The organism is Duganella hordei, from assembly GCF_040369125.1.
In the GTDB taxonomy this organism is placed as follows: domain Bacteria; phylum Pseudomonadota; class Gammaproteobacteria; order Burkholderiales; family Burkholderiaceae_D; genus Rugamonas; species Rugamonas hordei.
Window position 1 is genome coordinate 63,001 of record NZ_BPWI01000021.1, and the last position, 20,043, is coordinate 83,043.

A 20,043-nucleotide genomic window follows, 5' to 3' on the forward strand; every position below is an offset into this window, starting at 1 on the left:
TTTCTATTGCCGTATTTGTCAGCGTCACACTGACCGCGGTCGTCACGCTGGTGCTGACCACGTTCGCGCTGTATTTCTACCAGGTCGAGCGCGCCCAGCGCTGGGAGCAGCTGCACAAGACGCTGGCCAACAGCGCAGACGAGCTGGCTTCCGCCGTCGCGCTGCCTGCCTGGAACTTCGACGAAACCCAGATCGTCACCATCATGAAGAGCGGCTTGAGCAACCGCGACCTGTATGCCAGCGCGGTGGCGCCGGCCGCCAGCCGCCAACCCTTCATCCTGACCCGTAACGACAAGGCGCAGCTGGTCGCCGCTGCCCGCGTGCCGGAAAGTCCGGAGCTGCTGTCGGAGACGCGCGCCATCGTCGCCGGTGGCCAGAACATCGGCACCATCACCGTGTACGCCTCGCCGGCGGTGCTGATCGAGCAGTTGCGCCAGCGCCTGTACACCATCGCCGGCATGATCTTCGTGCTGGACGTGACGCTGGTGCTCAGCCTTTACCTGCTGCTGTGGCAGCTGATCCTGAAGCCGCTGACCACCATCGAACGCTACGCCGCCAACGTCAAGGCCGGCCACAGCACGGTCGCGCTGCCGTCCAGCGACTGGTTCTTCGGCGAGCTGAAAACCCTGAACGCCTCGATCCGCGACATGGTGGGCCTGATGGACAGCCGCTACGTCGCCATGCACGCCAGCGAGGAGCGGCTGCAGATCGCCTCCAGCGCGGCGGCGATCGGCATCTGGGACTGGAACATCGTCACCGGCGAAGTGGTGTGGGATGAGCAGATGTACCGGCTGCACGGCATCGAGGGCCGCAAGGTCGAACAGCCGTTCGAGCTGTGGCGCCAACTGATGCATCCGGACGATGCGATTCCCACCGAGGCTCTGCTGCGCCAGGCGCTGGACGGCACGGCCGAATTCGACGTCGAGTTCCGCGTGGTCTGGGCCGACGGCTCGGTGCACCACATCAAGGGCGACGCCATGATCTTCCGCGACGCCGAGGGCCATCCGGCGCGCATGGTCGGCGTCAACTACGACGTCACCGCCAGCCGCATGGCCGAGCAGGAGCTGCGCCGCCACCGCATCCACCTGGAGGACCTGGTGGCCGAACGCACCAACGCGCTGTCGGTGGCGGTGCGCCAGGCGCAGGCCGCCAACCAGGCCAAGAGCATCTTCCTGGCCAATATGAGCCACGAACTGCGCACGCCGCTCAATTCCGTCATAGGCTTCTCGCGCCTGATGGCCGACTCGAAGAACATGCTGCCGGAGGAGAAGCGCAACCTGGCCATCATCCACCGCTCCGGCCAGCACCTGCTCACGCTGATCAACGATATCCTGGAGCTGTCCAAGATCGAGGCCGGGCGCGCCGTGCTGCAAACGGAAGTGCTCAGCCTGGACGACATGCTGCAGGAAGTGATGGACATGGTCAGCATGCGCGCCGGCCAGACCGGCGTCGAGCTGGAGCTGGACAGCGCCGGGCTGCCGGCCGGCGCCCGCGTCGACGGCACCAAGCTGCGCCAGGTGCTGCTTAACCTGATGTCGAACGCGGTCAAGTTCACCGGCCAGGGCAAGGTCACGCTGCGGGTGCGCGGCATCATGCGCAATGTACCGAACGGCGCCCAGTGCCAGGTGGCGTTCGCCGTCATCGACAACGGCCCCGGCATCTCGCTGGCGGACCAGGCGCGCATCTTCGAGCCGTTCATCCAGGCCGAGGGGCCGGGCGCGAACGAGGGCACGGGGCTGGGCCTGACCATCTCGCGCGAGTTCGTGCAGCTGATGGGCGGCGACCTGTCGGTGCAGTCGACGGTGGGCGCCGGCGCCACCTTCCAGTTCACCATCGCGGTGCAGGTGGCCGACAGCGCGCTGGCCGACGGCGAGGACGACGAGCAGGTGACCGCGCTGGCGCCGCCGCAGCGCGGCCGCCGCATCCTGGTGGCCGACGACAACGCGGACGGCGCGGCGCTGCTCGATAGCCTGCTCAAGCCCCTGGGCTTCGAGGTGGCCACGGTCGGCGACGGCGCCCAGGCGCTGGCGATGATCGACGTCTGGCAGCCGGACCTGGTGTTCATGGACTGGCGCATGCCGACCATGGACGGCCTGTCCGCCACCCGCCAGATCCGCGCCAACGCCACCGGACCGCAACCGCGCATCGTGGTGCTGACGGCGTCGGCCTTTGCCGAGGAACGCGAGGAAGCGCTGAACGCCGGCGCCGATGAATTCATGCGCAAGCCGGTGGAGCAGGAGCAGCTGTACGTGGTGCTGGAACAGCAGCTGGGGCTGCAGTTCGTGCGCCGCCATCAGAGTTCGCGCCAGAACCTGCCGCAGCCGCTGTCCGGCGCCGACCTGGCGCGGCTGGCGCCGGAGTTGCGCCAGGAGCTGAAAACCGCGCTGCAGGAACTGAACCTGAGCCGCGTGGCGCTGCTGCTGGAACCCTTGCCGGACGAACTGGCGGGCGTGGTCGAACGCTTCGAGCACATGATACGGCTGCACCAGTATCCGCAGCTGTGCGCGCTGCTGGATGAGGCGGGAAACGAACTGGAGGCGCAAGCCTGACAGGTATATGATAATGGCACTGATACGGCGAGAGAGCTTTTAATGCACCGGGATTTGTCGGACCAACACACCAAGGGCGAAGTGCTGATCGTGGAGGACACGCCGGCCTCGCTCAAACTGCTGAGCGACCTGCTGACCGAAGCGGGCTACTACGTGCGCCAGGCGCCCAACGGCGAGCTGGCCCTGTGGACGGCGCAATCGCGCCCGCCGGAGTTGATCCTGCTCGACATCCGCATGCCCGGCATCGACGGCTTCGAGGTGTGCCGGCGCCTGAAAGCGTCGCCGGAGCTGAGCCAGGTGCCGGTGATCTTCCTGTCGGCGCAGCACGACACCGACGACAAGGTGCGCGGCTTTGCGCTGGGCGCGGTCGATTTCATCGCCAAGCCGTTCCAGGCCGAGGAAATCCTGGCCCGCACCGACGCCCACGTCAAGCTGGGCCGCGCCCAGCAGGCGCTGGCCGCCGAACGCGCCTCGCTTGAACAGCGCGTGGCCGAGCGCACCACCGAGCTGGAAGCGCTGACCCGGTCGCTGGAAAAGGAAATCGAGCAGCGCCGCGCCAACGAAGAGTTCCTGCGCCTGGCCAGCCAGGTGTTCGAGGCCACGCAAGACGCCATCGTGGTCACCGACCGCGAGGCGCGCATCGTCGCCACCAATCCGGCCTTCACGCAGATTTCCGGCTACAGCGCCGAGGAAGTGGTGGGGCAGAGCGTGGCCCTGCTGCACGCCGGCGATCCGGACGCCAAGTCCTTCGAGCTGATGGTGAGGTCCATGATCAAGACCGGCCACTGGTCCGGCGAGATCCTGGCGCGCCGCAAGAACGGCGACATCTATCCTGGCCTGCTGAGCGCCTCGGTGGTCAAGGACGACGAAGGCCACGTGACCAATCACGTGGCTGTGTTCATGGACATCACCGAGCGCAAGGCGGAGCAGCACCTGATCGACTTCCTGTCCAACCACGACGCGCTGACCGGCCTGCCGAACCGCCTGCTCGCGCGCCAGCGCTTCGACCAGACGCTGGCCGCCGCCCGCCGCGAAAACCGCTGCGTGGCCGTGATGTGCCTGGACCTGGACCGCTTCAAGAGCATCAACGACTCCTACGGCCACGACGTCGGCGACAAGGCGCTGCAGGTGGTGTCGCGCTTCCTCAGCGACACCGTGCGCGAGGGTGACACCGTGACCCGCCAGGGCGGCGACGAATTCCAGATCATCGTGGCGGACGACGCCCAGCTGGGCGCGACCATGGCGCTGGCGCAGAAGATCCTGGCCGGCCTGCGCAAGGAGCTGGTGATCGACGGCCAGCAGATCACCGTCACCTCCAGCATCGGCATCGCCGTCAGCCTGACCGACGGCGACAGCTTCGATGAACTGGTGCGCAACGGCGACACGGCGCTGTTCCGCGCCAAGGAGATCGGCCGCGACAACTACGCCTTCTTCACCGAGCGCATGGACGCGGAGATCCGCGACAAGCTGGCGATCCAGGGCCAGCTGCGCGGCGCCATCGCGCGCGACGAATTCGAGGTGCACTACCAGCCGCAGATGTGCCTCAAGACCGGCAACATGGTCGGCGCCGAGGCGCTGCTGCGCTGGGATAACGCGGTGCTGGGCAAGGTGCCGCCGAACCGCTTCATTCCGCTGGCCGAGGAATATGGCCTGGTCAATTCGATCGGCGAATGGGTGCTGGAGACGGTGTGCGCGCAGATCAAGGTGTGGCATGACCAGGGTCTGGGCGACATCAAGGTGGCCGTCAACCTGGCGGCGGGCCAGTTCGCCAACGACGCCACCGTGCCGTACGTGGAAAGCACGCTGCGCAAGTTCGGCATCGCGCCCGGTTACCTGGGCCTGGAGATCACCGAAGGCACGGTGATGGGCGATCCGAACAAGGCGGTGGCGGCGCTGCGCCGGCTGAAGGACATCGGCGTCAACATTTCGCTGGACGACTTCGGTACCGGCTATTCGAGCCTGAGTTATTTGAAGCGCTTCCCGATCGACGTGCTGAAGATCGACAAATCGTTTGTCGACGACGTGACCACCAACGCCAACGATGCCGCGATCGCGCTGTCGGTCATCTCGCTGGCGCACAACCTGAACATGCGCGTGATCGCGGAGGGTGTCGAAACCCGCGAGCAGGTGCAGTTCCTGACCGAACGCGGTTGCGACGAAATGCAGGGCTATTATTTCAGCCGCCCGGTCAACGCCGAGGCATTTACCGCGCTGCTGCGCGAACACCGCAATCTGCTGGACATGTAATCAACCCATCCCCCTGGAGTTTTATGGACAAGAAGTTCAGTGCCGCCATCGCCGGCGCATGCATGCTGTTAGCCTTGGGCGCCGCGGATGCGGCATCAGCCGCGCCAGCCGCCGTCAAACCCGGCGCAGCCGACGCCCGGTTCAAGGCCATCTACACCCAGGAGTGGAAGTGGCGCATCAGCCAGAAGCAGGAAGAGGACGAGGACGACGACAACGGCGTATCGCCCTCGCTGCCGCGCATCGACGTCGCGACGCAAAAGCAGCGCCTGGCCTACTGGCAGGGCGTGATGAAGAAACTGGACGGCATCCCGCAGGACAAGCTGTCGGCGCCGGAGCGCATCAACTATCAAGTCTACAAGGCGCAGATCGCCGCGTTGATCGCAGGCCAGGAATTCCGCGAATACGAAAAGCCGCTGAACGCCGATTCGGCCTTCTGGTCCAACATGGCGTCCGGCGCGCGCAAGCCGCTGACTACTGAAAAGCAGTATCGCGACTTCCTCAAGCAGCTGGACGATGTGCCGCGCTACTTCAGCGAGGAGATCGACAACATGCGCGCCGGCCTGGCGCGCGGCTTCACGCCGCCGAAGATCACGCTGGTCGGCCGCGATGGCTCGATCACGTCGGTGACCGATGCGAAAACGCCGCAGGACACCGTGTTCTACATGCCGTTCAAGACCATGCCGGCCACCATGCCGGCGGCGCAGCAGGAAGAGCTGCGCGCGGCGGCGGTGAAGGCGATCCAGGCGTCGGTGCTGCCGTCGTATAACAAGCTGCTGAAGTTCATGCGCGAAGAGTATGTGCCGAAAGCGCGCGAGGACCTGGCGGCCGAGAGCCTGCCGAACGGTAAGGCTTACTATCAGTCGAAGATCGTCGAGTTCACCACCACCACGATGAGCGCCGACGAGATCCACAAGATCGGCCTGAGCGAAATGGCCAAGATCCGCGCCGAGATGCAGGACGTGATCAAGCAAACCGGCTTCGAGGGCGAGCTGCCGGCCTTCCTGCAGTTCCTGCGTACCGATTCACGCTTCTACGCCAAGACGCCGGAAGAGCTGCTGATGCGCTCCGCCTGGGTCGCCAAGAAGTTCGACGGCAAGGTCGGCCAGTACTTCGGCTACCTGCCGCGCCGCCGCTTCGCCGTGATCCCGGTGCCGGACGACCAGGCGCCGTTCTACACCTCCGGCCGAGGCGGTCCCGGCGTCTACCTGGTCAACACCTACAACCTGCCGGCACGCGCGCTGTACTCGATGCCGGCGCTGACGTTGCACGAATCGGCGCCGGGCCATGCGTTCCAGATGCCGGTGGCGATGGAGCAGAAGGGCCGTCCGCCGTTCCGCAACGCCTATATTTCTGCCTACGGAGAAGGCTGGGCGCTCTACTGCGAGCGCCTCGGCGCCGAGATGGGCATGTACGAAACGCCGTACGAAACCTTCGGCATGCTGAGCTACCAGGCCTGGCGGGCTTCGCGCCTGGTGGTCGATACCGGCATCCACAGCAAGGGCTGGACCCGAAAGCAGGCGCAGGACTATTTGCACGACAACACAGCGCTGTCCGAGCATGAAATCGAGACGGAGGTGGACCGCTACATTTCCTGGCCGGGCCAGGCGCTGTCGTACTACCTGGGCGAGATGAGCATCATCAACGCGCGCAAGAAGGCCGAGGCGGCGCTGGGCGGCAAGTTCGATATCCGCGCCTTCCACGACACCGTGCTGCAACTGGGCTCGGTGCCGCTGCCGGTGCTGGAGGCGCGTATCGACCTGTTTATCGCGGAAGGCGGCAAGAGCCCCTATCCGAACCAGGACTAACATTACACGTAACGTAATGTAGTCGTGACAATGTGCGCATTTCAGGCGAAGTTGGGCAGGTACAATCGCGAACCTGTCGTCATCAACTTCCCTGAGTCGCACTTTGAAAAAAACCACCATCGCAGCAGCCATCGCCAGCGTCCTGCTGGCGCAGTCCAACGCTCAGGCCATCGAGCAGGCGCCGTCGCCGCAGCCGCACCCGCAAGCGGCAGCCAGGCCCGTGCCGCCGTCGCTGATCAAGTCCGCCACCATCGAGACCCTGGCCGCCGCCGCGAAGGAGATGCACGCGGCGACTGGCGGCCAGCAGGATGCCGGGAAAAAGCTGGACCTGTACACCAGGTTTGAATTTTCGCCCGGGCTGCGTCCCAAGCTGAAGGCCATCTTCGGCTCCGAACGTCCTTTCCCCATGCAGCGCACCGCCGGCGCCAAAGGCCAGATCAATTACGCGGCGAAGCTGATGCCGCATACTTATCTGGAGGACGGCGGTACCGTCTTTACGTGGGCAGAGCTGAGTACGAAGGTCTCCACCAACAAGGCGGGCAGCATGATGAACTCCAGCTCGACCTGGCCGTCGCTGTCGATCGCGGGCATGCAAAGCGGGGTGACGCTGCAGAACATGCGCTTTGACTTCAAGCAGTCGCGCGCAACCGACGGTGTGTGGTACGGCACGGCGATGGCGACGATCGGCACCATGTCGGTGCGTGCCACAGCGCCGGGTACGCATGAGGCCAAGGACGTGTTCCGCATCGACGATATGCAGGCCAGGTCGGAAGTGCTCCGGCGCGGCAAGAAGGCGGAAGTGGTGTATGGCTGGTCGAGCAAGGCCATCACGGCCGGCGGCGAGAAGATCGACCGCGCCAATATCGGCGTACGGCTGGTGAACCTGCCGGCGCAGGCGATGGCTGACCTGGATAGTGAACTGCGCAATGAGCAGGTCAGCGGCCTGGCGCCGGCCGCCCAACGTCAAGTGATGATGCGCACGCTGACGCACTTCGGCAAGGACCTGGTCATCAGCGGCGCCGCAGTGGTGATCGACGACATCAGCGCCAGCTATCGCGGCAACACGGCTTCGATCAAGGGCCGCATCGATTTCGACAAGATGGTGGATGCCGACTTCACCGCGCCGCTGGAATTCGGCAAGAAGATCATTGCGCGGCTGGACGTGCGCTTGCCGGTGGCCTTGGTGAACGACGTGTCGCACCTGGTGGCCGCCAAGCAGGTGAACGCCTCGGCGCCGGATGCCGCCCAGCAGATCGATGCAGCTGCCAGGAACATGGCCGCTGTGGTGATCGGCAAACTGGTCAACGAAGGCTTTGCTGTGATGGACAAGGGCGAACTGCGTTCGGCCATCGAAGTCAAAAACGGCAAGATCACCTTTAACGGCAAGATCGTTCCGTTGCCGGGCATGCCGAACGGCGAACTGGTACAGGTCTTCGGCCGTGCGCCGGCACCGCAGCCAGTGCCAGTGCCTGCCCAGTAAATCCTAGTTACGCAGCATGTCCTTGGCAATCCAGTCCAGCACTGGCGGCCGATGCGGCTGCCAGCCCAGTTGCGTGCGCGCGCGTTGGCCGCGCACGCGGCTGTTGGAGCCGAGGCCGTAGGAGGCCATCTCGTAGCCCCATTCTTCCTTAGCCTGATCCAGCGGCCAGTCCTGCGGCTCGCCCAGGTTCAGCGCGCGGGCGATGGCGGCGGTCATGTCGCGGAACGACGCTTCGCCGCTCTCGACGAAATAGAAAACACCCGCTTCGGTTTTCTCCAAGGCCAGCAGGTACAGGTCGACCACGTCGTCGATGTGGACGTTGGACCAGATATTCAAACCCCGCCCGACATGCCGCACGACGCCGCTCTTGCGCGCCTGCTTGAGCAGGCGAGGCAGCTGCACGCTGTCGCGCGGCAGCGCGCCGTGGCCGTAGATCAGCGTGTTGCACAGCACCGCCGAACGCACGCCCTTGCCGGCGGCGGCCAGCACCAGGTCGTCGATGGCGACGCGGGCTGCCTTGTCCGGCGTTGGAGCGGGCAACCGGTCTTCGAAATAGATCTTGTCGGTGCCTTCGCCGCCGGAGGCGTCGCCGACGATGCTGGAACCGCTGGTGTGCAGGAACACTTTGCCGGAACCTGCCAGCGCCTCGATAATCGCCTCGACGGCGGCGCGGTTGTCGCTGCTGGCGGCGTTGATGACGGCGTCGGCCGCCTGCGCCTGGGCGATCAGCAGGTCGCGGTCGTTCAGCGTGCCGACCACGCCGGTCACGCCTATCTTTGCCAGTTCATCCAATTGTTCCGGCTTGCGCACCAGGCCAGTGACCTGATGGCCGGCGCCGGCCAGCCGTGCCGCGATCGAGCCGCCGATAAATCCCGCGGCTCCGGTGACGAATATTTTCATGACACGCTCACTTATTCAAATCGATAAGCGAACAGTATGGGGCGGGGCGCCGCGCACACCAAGATGGCGCGGCGCAAAGTACTTTTGAGTCCCCGGCAAGGATGCAGGGAATCTCGGTCAGGCCTTGCGCTGCTTGCGCTTGGCGACCACGCCCAACAACGCCAGGCCGCCCAGCAGCATGGCATAGGCGTCCGCTTCCGGCACCGGCGCGGCGGCGATGGCAAACGACAGGTTGTCGGCATAGCCGTCGTTGTACGAGCCGGCATTGCGGGTCATGTCCAGTGCGATGCCGACGCTCAGCGTGCCGACCGGGATGTAGCCTTGCGTGTCGCGCGCGAGCAGGCCGGTGTGGTTGCCACGGTCGGCGGCGGAAACGCCGGCCAGGCTGGCGCTCGACAGCACCGCGCCGCCCGCGCCGAAGAAGGTGGCGGTCAGCGAGGCGTTGTCGTTTTGCGATTCATAACCGCCCAGCCATGCCGACAGGTCGTAGCGCGATGCGCCGGTGTTGATGGCCGCGCTCAGGGACGACAGGTCGATGGTTTGCGTGGCGCGGGAGGCGCCGTTGCTCTCGCCGCCGGCAAAGAAGTTCAGGCCGCGATCGGCGGGACCCGGATCGGCTGCGAACGGGAAGCCGCCGCTGGCGCCGTAGGTGACTGCGGTGAAGTTCGAGGTGGTCGACCAGCCCGGAACGGCAACCAGGCCGCCGTTGCTGGAACCGGCGCCGGCTTCCGCGTTGCCGTTGACGATCAGGTTGGCGCCGAAACCGCTGGCCTGCGCGGCAGGAGCCAGCGCCAGGGTCAGGGAGGCGGCCAGCACCGCTGCGAATGGGGAAAATCTCATGGCTATCCTTGTTTGATATTGCAATTAATTAAACATGTTTATTTTACAATTAAACTGAGGCAAAAGTAAATGCAATCAAATGGTTGCCCAATTTGCGGTGAACGGCTAATATGCAACCAGGAGGTGGCATATGAAAAACGAAATCGAAAAGCAGATCGATGTGAAGGCGCCGTTGTCCCGCGTGTGGCGCGCGCTGACCGACTACCGCGAGTTTGGCCAGTGGTTCCAGGTCAGGCTGGACGGGCCGTTCGTGCCGGGCCAGGCGTGCGCCGGGGCGATGACTTACCCGGGCTTCGAAGGCAAGCCGTTCACGGTGATGGTGAAGGAGATACAGCCGGAGCGCTTGTTCTCCTATACCTGGCATCCGTACGCCCTCGACCCGGACCGCGATTACGACGCGGAACCGCAGACGCTGGTGGTGTTCACGCTGCAGGAGATCGCCGGCGGCACACGCCTGACGGTCAACGAATCCGGCTTCGACAGCCTGCCTGCCGACCGTCGCGAGGAAGCGTTCAGCATGAACGAAGGGGGCTGGGAAGCGCAACTGCAAAACGTGGCGCGTCATGTTGCGCAGTAAAGGCAACCGCGATCAGCAGCACGCGCCTGTGTTTTTCGCGCTGGGCGACGAAACCCGGCTTTGGCTGGTCGGCCGGCTGGCCGATGGTTCGTCGCACAGCATCTCCGAGCTGACCGAAGGTTCGACGCTGACGCGCCAGGCCATCACCAAGCATCTGCACGTGCTGGAGGGGGCAGGGCTGGTACGCAGCATCCGCATCGGCCGCGAAAGCCGCTACGAATTCGCGCATGAGCCGATCGCGGACATGCAAGCCTTCCTGGCGCAGGTGTCGGCGCGCTGGGACGTGCGCCTGGCACGGTTGAAAGCGCTGGTCGAAGGCGACTAGCAAAGAGTCTCGCACCGCAATGGTGCAAGACGTTCGCTTTGGTGCGAAAAAAAGTCCTTACGGCGCTGCCGCGCCGGAATTCAGCTGGCATGACGATTGCATTAAGTGAGTCATGCCCGATACCACCGCATCCAGAGAACTCGCCGCCGGCCACAGCGCCTGGCAGGCCAGCCTCACCCTCGGATTCGCGGACGACGCAGGCACCACGCGGCTGTTCGACAATCTTCACCACGGCCCGCTGCGCGTGCAGAAGGCGCTGTATCCGGAGGACGCCAAGGTCTGCCACGCGATCGTCGTCCATCCGCCGGGCGGCGTGGTCGGCGGCGACCAGCTGACGATCGATATCGGCGTCGGTCCGCAGGCGCATGCCTTCATCACCACGCCCGGCGCCGCCAAGTGGTACAAGGCCAACGGCAAGGTGTCGCGGCAGACGGTGAGTCTCAACGTGGGCGCCGGCGCCGCACTCGAATGGCTGCCGCAAGAGACGATCTTTTTTGATACCGCTAACGTGGCGCTGGAGCAGGAGATCGCGCTGGCCGCAGGCGCCACCTACATCGGCTGCGAGATCCTTTGCATGGGCCGGCGCGGTTCGGGCGAAACCTTCAGCACCGGCACCGTCACCCAGCGCAGCAGCATCCGCCGCGACGGCAAATTGATCTGGTGGGAGCAGGGCGCGATGCGCGGCGGACGTCTAGAGAGCCCGCTGGCGCTGAACGGCAAGACCGTCTGCGCCACGCTGATCGCCGCCGGCAAGCCGGTGCCGGCCGCCGTGCTGGCCGAGATCCGCGCCGACATTCAAGCCGACGGCGAACACGTTTTCGGCGTCACGCAAACCAAGGGCGTGCTGGTCGCGCGCCACCTGGGCGACGACAGCGAAACCGCGCGCCGCCTGATGCTCACCGTCTGGCGCCGTTTGCGCCCGCACCTGCTCGATCGCGAGGCCGTCACGCCACGCATCTGGCAAACCTGAAACCCTTAGAGAACATATGGACCTGACACCAAGAGAAAAAGACAAGCTGCTGATTTTCACCGCCGGCATCGTGGCGGAGCGCCGCCTCGCGCGCGGCTTGAAGCTGAACTATCCGGAAGCGGTGGCGCTGATCACCTGCGCCATCATGGAAGGCGCGCGCGACGGCAAGACCGTGGCCCAGCTGATGTCCGACGGCACCCGCATCCTGACCCGCAACGACGTCATGGAAGGCATCCCGGAGATGATCCCGGACATCCAGGTCGAAGCCACTTTCCCGGACGGCAGCAAGCTGGTGACCGTGCACAACCCGATTCCATAGATTCCATAGCGCGTATGAAGATATTCCAACCGAACCTGGAGCAGTTTGACGCGGCCCGCGCCGATCTGGTGGTGCTGCTGCTGGACGCGGTGGCGCATGGCTCGTCGCTCGGCTTCCTGGCATCGCTGACGCCGACAGAAGCCAGTTCCTACTGGTGCGAGGTGCGCGCGGCAATGCAGACCGACGCGCGCCTGCTGTGGTTTGCGGAACGCGAAGGCCGCGTCGTCGGCACGGTGCAGATGGAGTTGTGCCAGAAGCGCAACGGCGTCAATCGCGCCGAGGTGCAGAAGCTGCTGGTGCACAGCGGCGCGCAGCGCCAGGGCATAGCGCGCCGGCTGATGCAGGAAGTGGAAGAGGTGGCGCGCTCGCTGCAACGCGGCCTGCTGTACCTGGACACCGAAGCCGGCTCGCCGGCGGAACCGTTTTACCTGGCTTGCGGCTTTACCTACGCCGCCGGCCTCCCCGAGTACGCCTGCAGCCCATCCGGCGAATGGCGTTCAAATGCAATCTACTACAAGACATTGTTTTTAAGGAGCTCACTATGATACCCGGTGAATATCTGCTCGAAGAGGGCGAGATCGGCCTGAATGAGGGCCGCGCCACTGCGACCGTCGTGGTGACCAACCAGGGCGACCGGCCGGTGCAGGTCGGCTCGCATTTTCATTTTTTCGAAGTCAACACTGAGCTCAAGTTCGAGCGCTGGAAAGCCTACGGCATGCGCTTGAATATCGCGGCCGGCACCGCCGTCCGCTTCGAGCCGGGCCAGCAGCGCACCGTCGAACTGGTGAAGCTGGGCGGCGAGCAGAAGGTGTATGGTTTCAACGGCAAAGTAATGGGCAAGCTGGACCCCAATCCACCAAAAAGCTAATAACAAAGGCTGATATGGCTACAATCTCGCGCCGCGCCTACTCGGAAATGTTCGGTCCCACGAAAGGGGACCGCATCCGCCTGGCTGACACCGAACTGTTTATCGAAATCGAAAAAGACTACGCCACCTACGGCGAGGAAGTGAAATTTGGCGGCGGCAAAGTGATCCGCGACGGCATGGGCCAGTCGCAGCGCGTGGCCGCCGACGTGATGGACACGGTGATCACCAACGCGGTGATCGTCGACCACTGGGGCATCGTCAAGGCCGACATCGGCCTGAAGAACGGCCTGATCGCCGGCATCGGCAAGGCCGGCAATCCGGACATCCAGCCGGATGTGACGATGGCCATCGGCGGCGCCACCGAAATCATCGCCGGCGAAGGCATGATCGTCACCGCCGGCGGCGTCGACACGCACATCCACTTCATCTGCCCGCAGCAGATCGAGGAAGCGCTGATGAGCGGCGTGACCACCATGATAGGCGGCGGCACCGGTCCGTCGGCCGGCACCTCGGCCACCACCTGCACGCCGGGCCCGTGGCACCTGCACTCGATGCTGGGCGCGGCCGACGCGTTCCCGATGAACCTGGGCTTTCTCGGCAAGGGCAACGTCTCGCTGCCGGAGCCGCTGGAGGAGCAGGTGCGCGCCGGCGCCATCGGCCTCAAGCTGCACGAGGACTGGGGCAGCACGCCGGCCGCCATCGACAACTGCCTGTCCGTGGCGGACCGGATGGACGTGCAGGTCGCCATCCACAGCGACACGCTCAACGAGGGCGGCTACCTGGCCGACACGCTGGCCGCGTTCAAGGACCGCACCATCCACACCTTCCACACCGAGGGGGCGGGCGGCGGCCATGCGCCGGACATCATCGCGGCGGTGGGCGAGGGCAACGTGCTGCCGTCGTCGACCAATCCCACGCGGCCGTTCACCGTCAACACGCTGGACGAGCACCTGGACATGCTGATGGTCTGCCACCACCTCGATGCGGCCATCGCCGAGGACGTGGCCTTCGCCGAATCGCGCATCCGCCGCGAGACCATCGCGGCCGAGGACATCCTGCACGACATCGGCGCGATCTCGATGATGTCGTCCGATTCGCAGGCCATGGGCCGCGTCGGCGAAGTGGTGATGCGCACCTGGCAGACGGCGCACAAGATGAAGGTGCAGCGCGGTCCGCTGGCCGAGGATTCCTCGCGCAACGACAACTTCCGCGTCAAGCGCTACATCGCCAAGTACACGATCAATCCGGCCATCACGCACGGCATCTCGCACGTGGTGGGTTCGCTCGAAGTGGGCAAGATCGCCGACCTGGTGCTGTGGAAGCCTGCCTTCTTCGGCGTCAAGCCATCGACGATTTTAAAGGGCGGCATGATCGCCGCCGCGCAGATGGGCGACCCGAACGCCTCGATCCCGACGCCGCAGCCGGTGCATTACCGGATGATGTTCGGCGCCTTCGGCGGCGGCTTGAAGAAGTCGTTCACCTTTGTGTCGCAGGCGGCGTTCGATGCCGGCATCGGCGAACAGCTCAAGCTGAACAAGACGCTGATCGTGGCGAAGAATATGCGCGCGTTGCGCAAGTCCGACATGATCCACAACGGCCTGACGCCGAAGATGAGTGTCGATCCCGAAACCTATGAAGTGCGCGCCGACGGCGAGCTGCTGGTGTGCGAAGCGGCGGCGGTGCTGCCGATGGCGCAACGCTACTTCCTGTTCTAGAAAATCATGCTGACACTGCACACTAAAATCCCGAGCGCGGACGTGATTGCGGCCCAACTGGTGCTGCCCTACGAACTGCGCGAAAAATGCCGCCTGCGGGCGACGCTCGATACCGGCGAGGATGTCGCCGTGTTCACCGTGCGTGGCACCGTGCTGCGCGACGGCGACCTGCTGACCGGCGAGGACAAGCGTGTGGTCAAGGTCGTGGCGGCGCCGGAGCCGACCTACAAGATCACCTGCGCCGACGCGCACACCTTGCTGCGTTGCGCCTTCCACCTCGGTAACCGCCACACGCAGGCGCAGGTCGGCGACGGCTTCCTGCGCATCCGCGCTGACGCGGTGCTGAAGGAAATGCTGGCAGGGCTGGGCGCGACGGTGGTGGAGGAGAAGGCCGCCTTCGAGCCGGAGTCCGGCGCGTACGGCGGCGGACACTCGCATCATCACGACGGCAATCCGCTGGCGCCGATCCCGCTGCGGCAGAAGATCCACCGCCCGGGGGACGCAAAGTAATGCAGGCTTCCGCGCTCCTGAACCTGTTGCAGTTCGCCAGTCCGGCCTTGCCGATCGGCGCGTACAGCTATTCGCAGGGGCTGGAGGCGGCCTTGGAAAACGGCACCGTGCACAACGCCGACACCGCGCGCGCCTGGATCCTGCGCCATCTGCACGAGGTGGTGGCGCAGTGGGAAGCGCCGGTGTGCTGGCGTTTGATGCAGGCATACTCGCGGCGCGACTGGCGCGGCGCGGCCGAGTGGAGCGAACGTTTCATCGCCTCGCGCGACAGCGCCGAATTCCGCGCCGAGACCATCCAGATGGGCTACTCGCTGACCAAACTGGTGGCCGAACTGGGCTTCGTCGACGCCGAGATGCTGGCGCATCTGCAGGGCGAAGCGGAAGTGGCGCTGCCGACCGCCTTTGCCTGCGCCGTCGCCGCGCTGGACATCCCGCACGACGCCGCCTTGCTGGCGATGCTGTTCGCGTGGGCCGAGAACCAGGTGCTGGTCTGCGTCAAATCCGTCCCGCTGGGGCAGGTGGCGGGCCAGCGCATTTTGCTGTCGCTGCGGGCAGACATCGAAGCCGCCGCCCGCCACGCCCAAACCGTCGCCGACGACGACATGTGCAACTGGGCGCCTGGCCTGTCGCTGCTGTCGATGCAGCACGAAGTGCAGTACAGCCGTTTATACCGATCCTGAAGAGAGAACAACTATGACAACCTCCAATCCACTGCGCGTCGGCATCGGCGGCCCGGTCGGCTCCGGCAAGACCGCCTTGTGCGAGATGCTGTGCAAGGGCATGCGCGACCATTTCGACATGGCCGTCATCACCAACGACATCTACACCAAGGAAGACATGGAGATCCTGCTGCGCGCCGACGCGCTGCCGGCCGAGCGCCTGATGGGCGTGGAGACCGGCGGCTGTCCGCACACGGCGATCCGCGAAGACGCGTCGATCAACCTGGAAGCCATCGCCCGCATGCAGGCCGACTTCCCCAACCTGGACCTGATCCTGGTCGAATCCGGCGGCGACAACCTGGCCGCCACCTTCAGCCCGGAGCTGTCCGACCTGACGATCTACGTGATCGACGTCGCCGGCGGCGAGAAGATACCGCGCAAGGGCGGTCCCGGCATCACCCGTTCCGATCTGCTGATCATCAACAAGACCGACCTGGCGCCGCACGTCGGCGCCGATCTCGACGTGATGGCGCGCGACGCCAGACAGCAGCGCGGTTCGCGTCCGTTCGTGTTCACCAATCTGCGCAGCGGCGACGGCGTGACCGCCGTCATCGACTTCATCCGCGAACAAGGCCTGCTCGGTCAGGTTCCACACTTTGCACAGGAGATGCTATGAAGAACAAACACCTCGCGGCGACCGCCGTTCTGATGCTGGCCAGCGCCGCCGCGGCGGCCCACCCGCAAGCGGGCGGCGCCCACACGCACGGCTTCCTTGACGGCTTCTCGCATCCGTTCACCGGTCTCGATCACCTGCTGGCGATGCTGGCGGTGGGCGGGTGGAGCATCCGCCAGTCCAACGCCTCCTGGCTGCCGCCCACCTTCCTCGGCATGATGCTGCTCGGCGTCGCGACCGGCGCGGCGGGCCTGGCGATACCGGGCCTGGAAACCGGCGTCGCGCTGACGGTGGTGTTGATGGGATTGTTGATCGCGGTCGCCGCGCGGCTGCCGGCTGCGGTTGGGGCGGCGATGGTCGGCGCGTTCGCGCTCTTGCACGGCAACGCGCACGGCCACGAACTGCCGCAGGCGGCCAGCGCCGTCGGCATGCTGCTGGCCAGCGCGGCCTTGGTCTACGGCGGGAGATTGCTGGGCCGGGTCAGCCCGGCGCTGGCGCTGAAGGTCGGCGGAGCGATGATCGCGGCCACCGGCATGATGCTGGTGGCGGCCGCCTGACTATTTTTTTGCCGGCTCGTCGCGCGTTTCCGCGCGGCGTTCCTGCAGCATGATGGGCGCTTCGTTTTTCGGATACAGGCCGTGGTGGCCGGCATAGATGGCGCGGATCGCGGCCATGTCGGCCTCCTGGTCGCCTGTCAGGTGCAGATGGTCGATCAGGCCCAGCGTCTTGTTCGGGTAATCGAGATAGACCAGTGCCAGCGGTACCTTGGCTTCCAGCGCCAGGTGGTAGAAGCCGCTCTTCCAGCCGGGGCGGTAGCCGCGCGTGGCTTCCGGCGTGATCGCCAGCCAGTACCAGTCGGCCGCGTTCATGCGCTCGGCCTGCGAACGGATCATGCCGTTCGGCGCGCTGCGATCGACCGGCTCGCCGCCCAGCGAGCGGAACCAGCCGCCCAGCGGCGTCTTGAACAGCGAGTCCTTGGCCAGCCAGCGGAACGGCAGGTTCAGGCTCCACTTGCCGAACAGGCCGACCATGAAATCCCAGTTGGAGGTATGCGGATAAATCACGGCGATGCCGCGCGGGCCGGGCAGGGGACGGTACAACATGCGCCAGCCGAACAGGCCCAGCACGCGCAAGGCGGCGCGCTGGCCCCAATGCGGCAGATCCGCCGGTTTCAGTTGAAAATCGCTCATGTTCGCACCCCGTCTTTGTTTTAACTTATTTTCACTATTGACAGGCTGGCATATCCCTCGTCAAAAAAACCGCGCAGGCATTCTATATTGACGACGTAGTCGCGGCAAGCGACTTCTGGTTGATTATATTTGCAAGATTGAACTTTATTTATCTTTTCGCGGTCCAAGGGACATGACGAAAAAAACCATACTCTGCGTAGCAATCGGAATCCGCGCCATGCCAGAAGCTCTGGGCGCTGCAACAGAAGGATGGGAAGTAGTGAGGGCGACCACGTTGGCCGAGGCGCGGCGGCAGCTGAAGGCGCGGCCGCTGCCGGTAGGTCTGTTGCTGGTCGAAGCGCACGACCAGGCTGTGTGCGACACGGTGAGCGGATTCCTGCACGACCACTGGAATATGCACTGGGTGGCGGTACTGCACGCGCCGGCCCTGGAATCGTCCGGCTGGCGCCAGCTGGTGCACGACCATTGCGCCGATTTCCACACGTGGCCGCTGGACGTGGTGCGGCTGCGCCACACGCTGGGCCACGCGCATGGGCTGGCTGAGTTGCGCCAGCCGCCGTCGCGCGGCAGCGGCATCGGCATCATCAATGGCAGCGGCAATCACGAAAACAGCATGACCGGGCAAAGCGCCGCCATCACCCGCCTGCGGCGGCAGATCGTCAAGGTGGCGGCGGCCAGTGCGCCGGTGCTGATCTGGGGCGAGAGCGGCAGCGGCAAGGAGCTGGTGGCGCAGGCGGTGCACGCGCATTCGCGGCGCCGCACGGGCCCGTTCGTGCCCATCAATTGCGGTGCGATTCCGGCCTCGCTGATCCAGTCCGAATTGTTCGGCTACGAGCGGGGCGCCTTTACCGGCGCGGCGCGCGAGAAGCGCGGCCTGATCGAGACGGCCGAAGGCGGCTCCATCTTCCTCGACGAGATCGCCGACCTGCCGATGGAGCTGCAGGCCAACCTGCTGCGCTTCCTGCAGGAGAAGACCATCTACCGGCTGGGCTCGACCCACAGCATCGCGGTCGACGTGCGGGTCATCGCCGCCTCGCACGTCAACCTGTCGCAGGCGGTGGCGCGCGGCGCCTTCCGCGAGGATCTCTACTATCGTCTCAACGTGCTGGCGCTCGACGTGCCGCCGCTGCGCGAGCGCAAGGACGACCTGCTGCCGCTGGCCGAACACTTCTTCCACACCTTCTCCAGCGAGCGGGCGCCGCGCGTCAAAGGCTTCAGCGTCCGCGCCGCCCAGGCGATCCGCGACTACGACTGGCCCGGCAATGTGCGCGAGCTGATCAACCGCGTGCGGCGCGCGATGGTGATGGCGGAGGGCCGCCTGATCCTGCCGCAGGATCTCGGCCTGAGCGCGGAGCGCGCGGCGGTCTCGGCGGCGCAGCTGGACGATGCCCGCATCCGCGCCGAGCGCGACGCCATCGACGCCAGCCTGCAGCGGGCCGGACGCAACATCACGCTGGCCGCGCGCGACCTCGGCGTCTCGCGCATGACGCTGTACCGGCTGCTGGCCAAGCACGGCATTCCGGCGCCGTCGCGTGCCTGTTACACCAACGGCCCCCCGGCGAAATAGCGCGGCCGCTGTGACAGCGCTCCGGGTGCTGTCACACCCGCGTGACGAACAGCGCCTGCAAATCCAGGGCGCGCCTGCCGACAACGTGCCCCTGTTGCGAATTATCTTTAGTTTTCAATGGCTTGCCGCGACCACGCGCGGGTGGCATCAAGCTTGCAAAAGGGGGTAGGCCGGGAGATCGGTCCCCTGGCATAACTATTCTTGATCAACCCGTACAACTTGTTAGGTAGGGAGCAGCTATGAAAAAAACTTTGATCAGCGCGGCCATTGCGCTGGCGTTTGGTATGAACGCAGCCTATGCGCAAACCACGACGCCACCGACAACGAACCAATCCGGCGCCGGAGCACACGCCAACGATGCATCGTCCGCGGTCCAGGACAGCAGCAACAAGAACAACAATAACAACAGCACCGGCGGCGCCGCTGCCAGCGATATCGGCGCAGCCGCGGCCAATAACGGCGGCACGGCCACCGCGACCCTGACCAACGCCTACAACACCTCGTCCGCCAACGCCAACAGCACGTTGACAGGCACGGTGACCGGCAATACCGTGCATGACATCGGCAACAACGCCACCAACAGTGCCGGCAGCACGGGCGGCGCCGGCTATGGCGGCATCGGCGGCGCAGCGACGGGCGGCAGCGCCACCTCGACCGGTGGCTACGGCGGCGATGCCGTCGGCGGCAGCGGTGCCGCAGGCGGTTTCGGCGGCGGCGCCTCCAGCGGTAGCGCCACTAGCGGCACGGCCACAGTCGGCGGCGCTACGGGCGGCTTTGGCGGTGCGGGTGGCGCAGCCACCGGCGCCACCACGGGTGCGGGCGGCGGCGGCGGCGCGGGCGGCTTTGGCG

At 65.5% G+C, this 20,043-nt stretch carries 19 protein-coding genes and 1 pseudogene; 17 read left to right on the plus strand and 3 right to left on the minus strand.

What is annotated here, in order from left to right; genetic code table 11:
* Positions 1–50 precede the first annotated feature (50 nt).
* The 4 genes from ABWW33_RS29395 to ABWW33_RS29410 all read left to right on the plus strand — a co-directional run bounded on the left by ABWW33_RS29395 (position 51) and on the right by ABWW33_RS29410 (position 8,081).
* Positions 51–2,549 carry a response regulator gene (locus tag ABWW33_RS29395; RefSeq protein WP_353404967.1) on the plus strand — a complete coding sequence of 833 codons (2,499 nt, stop codon included), beginning with the start codon at positions 51–53 and terminating at the stop codon, positions 2,547–2,549.
* A 42-nt stretch (positions 2,550–2,591) separates the two neighbouring features.
* A complete protein-coding gene (locus tag ABWW33_RS29400; RefSeq protein ID WP_176650125.1) occupies positions 2,592–4,796 on the plus strand; it encodes a two-component system response regulator in 2,205 nt (734 codons plus the stop codon).
* A 23-nt stretch (positions 4,797–4,819) separates the two neighbouring features.
* Positions 4,820–6,601, plus strand: a complete 1,782-nt coding sequence (locus ABWW33_RS29405) for a DUF885 domain-containing protein (RefSeq protein WP_353404969.1) — start codon at positions 4,820–4,822, stop codon at positions 6,599–6,601.
* A 103-nt stretch (positions 6,602–6,704) separates the two neighbouring features.
* Positions 6,705–8,081 carry a DUF945 family protein gene (locus ABWW33_RS29410; protein WP_353404971.1) on the plus strand — a complete coding sequence of 459 codons (1,377 nt, stop codon included), beginning with the start codon at positions 6,705–6,707 and terminating at the stop codon, positions 8,079–8,081.
* A gap of 3 nt (positions 8,082–8,084) precedes the next feature.
* On the opposite strand, the gene ABWW33_RS29415 is transcribed toward ABWW33_RS29410, so the two are convergent.
* Together ABWW33_RS29415 and ABWW33_RS29420 are read right to left on the minus strand one after the other, a co-directional pair.
* Positions 8,085–8,981, minus strand: a complete 897-nt coding sequence (locus ABWW33_RS29415; protein WP_353404973.1) for an NAD-dependent epimerase/dehydratase family protein — start codon at positions 8,979–8,981, stop codon at positions 8,085–8,087.
* 117 nt (positions 8,982–9,098) lie between these two features.
* Positions 9,099–9,821, minus strand: coding sequence for a PEP-CTERM sorting domain-containing protein (locus ABWW33_RS29420; RefSeq protein WP_176650129.1), 723 nt, complete (start codon positions 9,819–9,821; stop codon positions 9,099–9,101).
* Positions 9,822–9,951: 130 nt separating this feature from the next.
* Between ABWW33_RS29420 and ABWW33_RS29425 the strand changes: the two genes are divergently transcribed.
* The 11 genes from ABWW33_RS29425 (at position 9,952) to ABWW33_RS29475 (ending at position 16,994) form a co-directional block, all read left to right on the plus strand.
* Positions 9,952–10,398: an SRPBCC family protein gene (locus tag ABWW33_RS29425; protein WP_353404975.1), complete on the plus strand. Its 447-nt coding sequence runs from the start codon at positions 9,952–9,954 to the stop codon at positions 10,396–10,398.
* Positions 10,385–10,723 (plus strand): ArsR/SmtB family transcription factor, encoded by a 339-nt coding sequence (locus tag ABWW33_RS29430; protein ID WP_176650131.1) that lies wholly within the window; start codon positions 10,385–10,387, stop codon positions 10,721–10,723. Before ABWW33_RS29425 ends, ABWW33_RS29430 begins: the two co-directional genes overlap by 14 nt.
* A gap of 112 nt (positions 10,724–10,835) precedes the next feature.
* A complete protein-coding gene (locus ABWW33_RS29435; RefSeq protein ID WP_353404977.1) occupies positions 10,836–11,693 on the plus strand; it encodes an urease accessory protein UreD in 858 nt (285 codons plus the stop codon).
* A 16-nt stretch (positions 11,694–11,709) separates the two neighbouring features.
* The gene (locus ABWW33_RS29440) at positions 11,710–12,012 is read left to right on the plus strand and encodes an urease subunit gamma (protein ID WP_176650133.1); all 303 of its coding nucleotides are present in this window, start codon (positions 11,710–11,712) and stop codon (positions 12,010–12,012) included.
* Between the two features lie 14 nt (positions 12,013–12,026).
* Positions 12,027–12,557 (plus strand): GNAT family N-acetyltransferase, encoded by a 531-nt coding sequence (locus ABWW33_RS29445; RefSeq protein WP_353404979.1) that lies wholly within the window; start codon positions 12,027–12,029, stop codon positions 12,555–12,557.
* On the plus strand, positions 12,554–12,880 hold the full coding sequence (locus ABWW33_RS29450) for an urease subunit beta (protein WP_176650135.1): 327 nt from the start codon (positions 12,554–12,556) through the stop codon (positions 12,878–12,880). Before ABWW33_RS29445 ends, ABWW33_RS29450 begins: the two co-directional genes overlap by 4 nt.
* A 14-nt stretch (positions 12,881–12,894) precedes the next feature.
* Positions 12,895–14,595, plus strand: coding sequence for an urease subunit alpha (gene ureC / locus ABWW33_RS29455; RefSeq protein WP_176650136.1), 1,701 nt, complete (start codon positions 12,895–12,897; stop codon positions 14,593–14,595).
* A 6-nt stretch (positions 14,596–14,601) separates the two neighbouring features.
* Positions 14,602–15,105, plus strand: coding sequence for an urease accessory protein UreE (gene ureE / locus ABWW33_RS29460; protein ID WP_176650137.1), 504 nt, complete (start codon positions 14,602–14,604; stop codon positions 15,103–15,105).
* Positions 15,105–15,785 (plus strand): urease accessory protein UreF, encoded by a 681-nt coding sequence (locus ABWW33_RS29465; RefSeq protein WP_176650138.1) that lies wholly within the window; start codon positions 15,105–15,107, stop codon positions 15,783–15,785. Before ureE ends, ABWW33_RS29465 begins: the two co-directional genes overlap by 1 nt.
* 13 nt (positions 15,786–15,798) lie before the next feature.
* A complete protein-coding gene (gene ureG, locus ABWW33_RS29470) occupies positions 15,799–16,440 on the plus strand; it encodes an urease accessory protein UreG (RefSeq protein ID WP_353404981.1) in 642 nt (213 codons plus the stop codon).
* Positions 16,437–16,994 carry a HupE/UreJ family protein gene (locus tag ABWW33_RS29475; protein WP_353404983.1) on the plus strand — a complete coding sequence of 186 codons (558 nt, stop codon included), beginning with the start codon at positions 16,437–16,439 and terminating at the stop codon, positions 16,992–16,994. The genes ureG and ABWW33_RS29475 overlap by 4 nt, the downstream gene beginning before the upstream one ends.
* Here ABWW33_RS29475 and ABWW33_RS29480 read toward each other — a convergent pair whose 3' ends face one another.
* The gene (locus ABWW33_RS29480; protein WP_176650141.1) at positions 16,995–17,627 is read right to left on the minus strand and encodes a 1-acyl-sn-glycerol-3-phosphate acyltransferase; all 633 of its coding nucleotides are present in this window, start codon (positions 17,625–17,627) and stop codon (positions 16,995–16,997) included.
* Positions 17,628–17,844: 217 nt separating this feature from the next.
* Here ABWW33_RS29480 and ABWW33_RS29485 point away from each other — a divergent pair, with 217 nt between their 5' ends.
* Both ABWW33_RS29485 and ABWW33_RS29490 read left to right on the plus strand, forming a co-directional pair.
* The gene (locus ABWW33_RS29485; RefSeq protein WP_413449007.1) at positions 17,845–19,194 is read left to right on the plus strand and encodes a sigma-54 dependent transcriptional regulator; all 1,350 of its coding nucleotides are present in this window, start codon (positions 17,845–17,847) and stop codon (positions 19,192–19,194) included.
* 239 nt (positions 19,195–19,433) lie between these two features.
* Positions 19,434–20,043, plus strand: a pseudogene (locus tag ABWW33_RS29490) (hypothetical protein); the annotation flags it as partial.

Excerpts from the sequence above, each read along its gene's own strand:
- ABWW33_RS29440 (WP_176650133.1), top strand. The coding sequence starts at position 11,710 with ATGGACCTGACACCAAGAGAAAAAGACAAGCTGCTGATTTTCACCGCC.
- ABWW33_RS29475 (WP_353404983.1), top strand. The coding sequence starts at position 16,437 with ATGAAGAACAAACACCTCGCGGCGACCGCCGTTCTGATGCTGGCCAGC.
- ABWW33_RS29400 (WP_176650125.1), top strand. The coding sequence starts at position 2,592 with ATGCACCGGGATTTGTCGGACCAACACACCAAGGGCGAAGTGCTGATC.
- ABWW33_RS29415 (WP_353404973.1), bottom strand. The coding sequence starts at position 8,981 with ATGAAAATATTCGTCACCGGAGCCGCGGGATTTATCGGCGGCTCGATC.
- ABWW33_RS29430 (WP_176650131.1), top strand. The coding sequence starts at position 10,385 with ATGTTGCGCAGTAAAGGCAACCGCGATCAGCAGCACGCGCCTGTGTTT.
- ABWW33_RS29450 (WP_176650135.1), top strand. The coding sequence starts at position 12,554 with ATGATACCCGGTGAATATCTGCTCGAAGAGGGCGAGATCGGCCTGAAT.
- ABWW33_RS29420 (WP_176650129.1), bottom strand. The coding sequence starts at position 9,821 with ATGAGATTTTCCCCATTCGCAGCGGTGCTGGCCGCCTCCCTGACCCTG.
- ABWW33_RS29425 (WP_353404975.1), top strand. The coding sequence starts at position 9,952 with ATGAAAAACGAAATCGAAAAGCAGATCGATGTGAAGGCGCCGTTGTCC.
- ABWW33_RS29465 (WP_176650138.1), top strand. The coding sequence starts at position 15,105 with ATGCAGGCTTCCGCGCTCCTGAACCTGTTGCAGTTCGCCAGTCCGGCC.
- ureG (WP_353404981.1), top strand. The coding sequence starts at position 15,799 with ATGACAACCTCCAATCCACTGCGCGTCGGCATCGGCGGCCCGGTCGGC.
- ABWW33_RS29435 (WP_353404977.1), top strand. The coding sequence starts at position 10,836 with ATGCCCGATACCACCGCATCCAGAGAACTCGCCGCCGGCCACAGCGCC.
- ureC (WP_176650136.1), top strand. The coding sequence starts at position 12,895 with ATGGCTACAATCTCGCGCCGCGCCTACTCGGAAATGTTCGGTCCCACG.
- ABWW33_RS29445 (WP_353404979.1), top strand. The coding sequence starts at position 12,027 with ATGAAGATATTCCAACCGAACCTGGAGCAGTTTGACGCGGCCCGCGCC.
- ABWW33_RS29405 (WP_353404969.1), top strand. The coding sequence starts at position 4,820 with ATGGACAAGAAGTTCAGTGCCGCCATCGCCGGCGCATGCATGCTGTTA.
- ureE (WP_176650137.1), top strand. The coding sequence starts at position 14,602 with ATGCTGACACTGCACACTAAAATCCCGAGCGCGGACGTGATTGCGGCC.
- ABWW33_RS29485 (WP_413449007.1), top strand. The coding sequence starts at position 17,845 with ATGCCAGAAGCTCTGGGCGCTGCAACAGAAGGATGGGAAGTAGTGAGG.
- ABWW33_RS29480 (WP_176650141.1), bottom strand. The coding sequence starts at position 17,627 with ATGAGCGATTTTCAACTGAAACCGGCGGATCTGCCGCATTGGGGCCAG.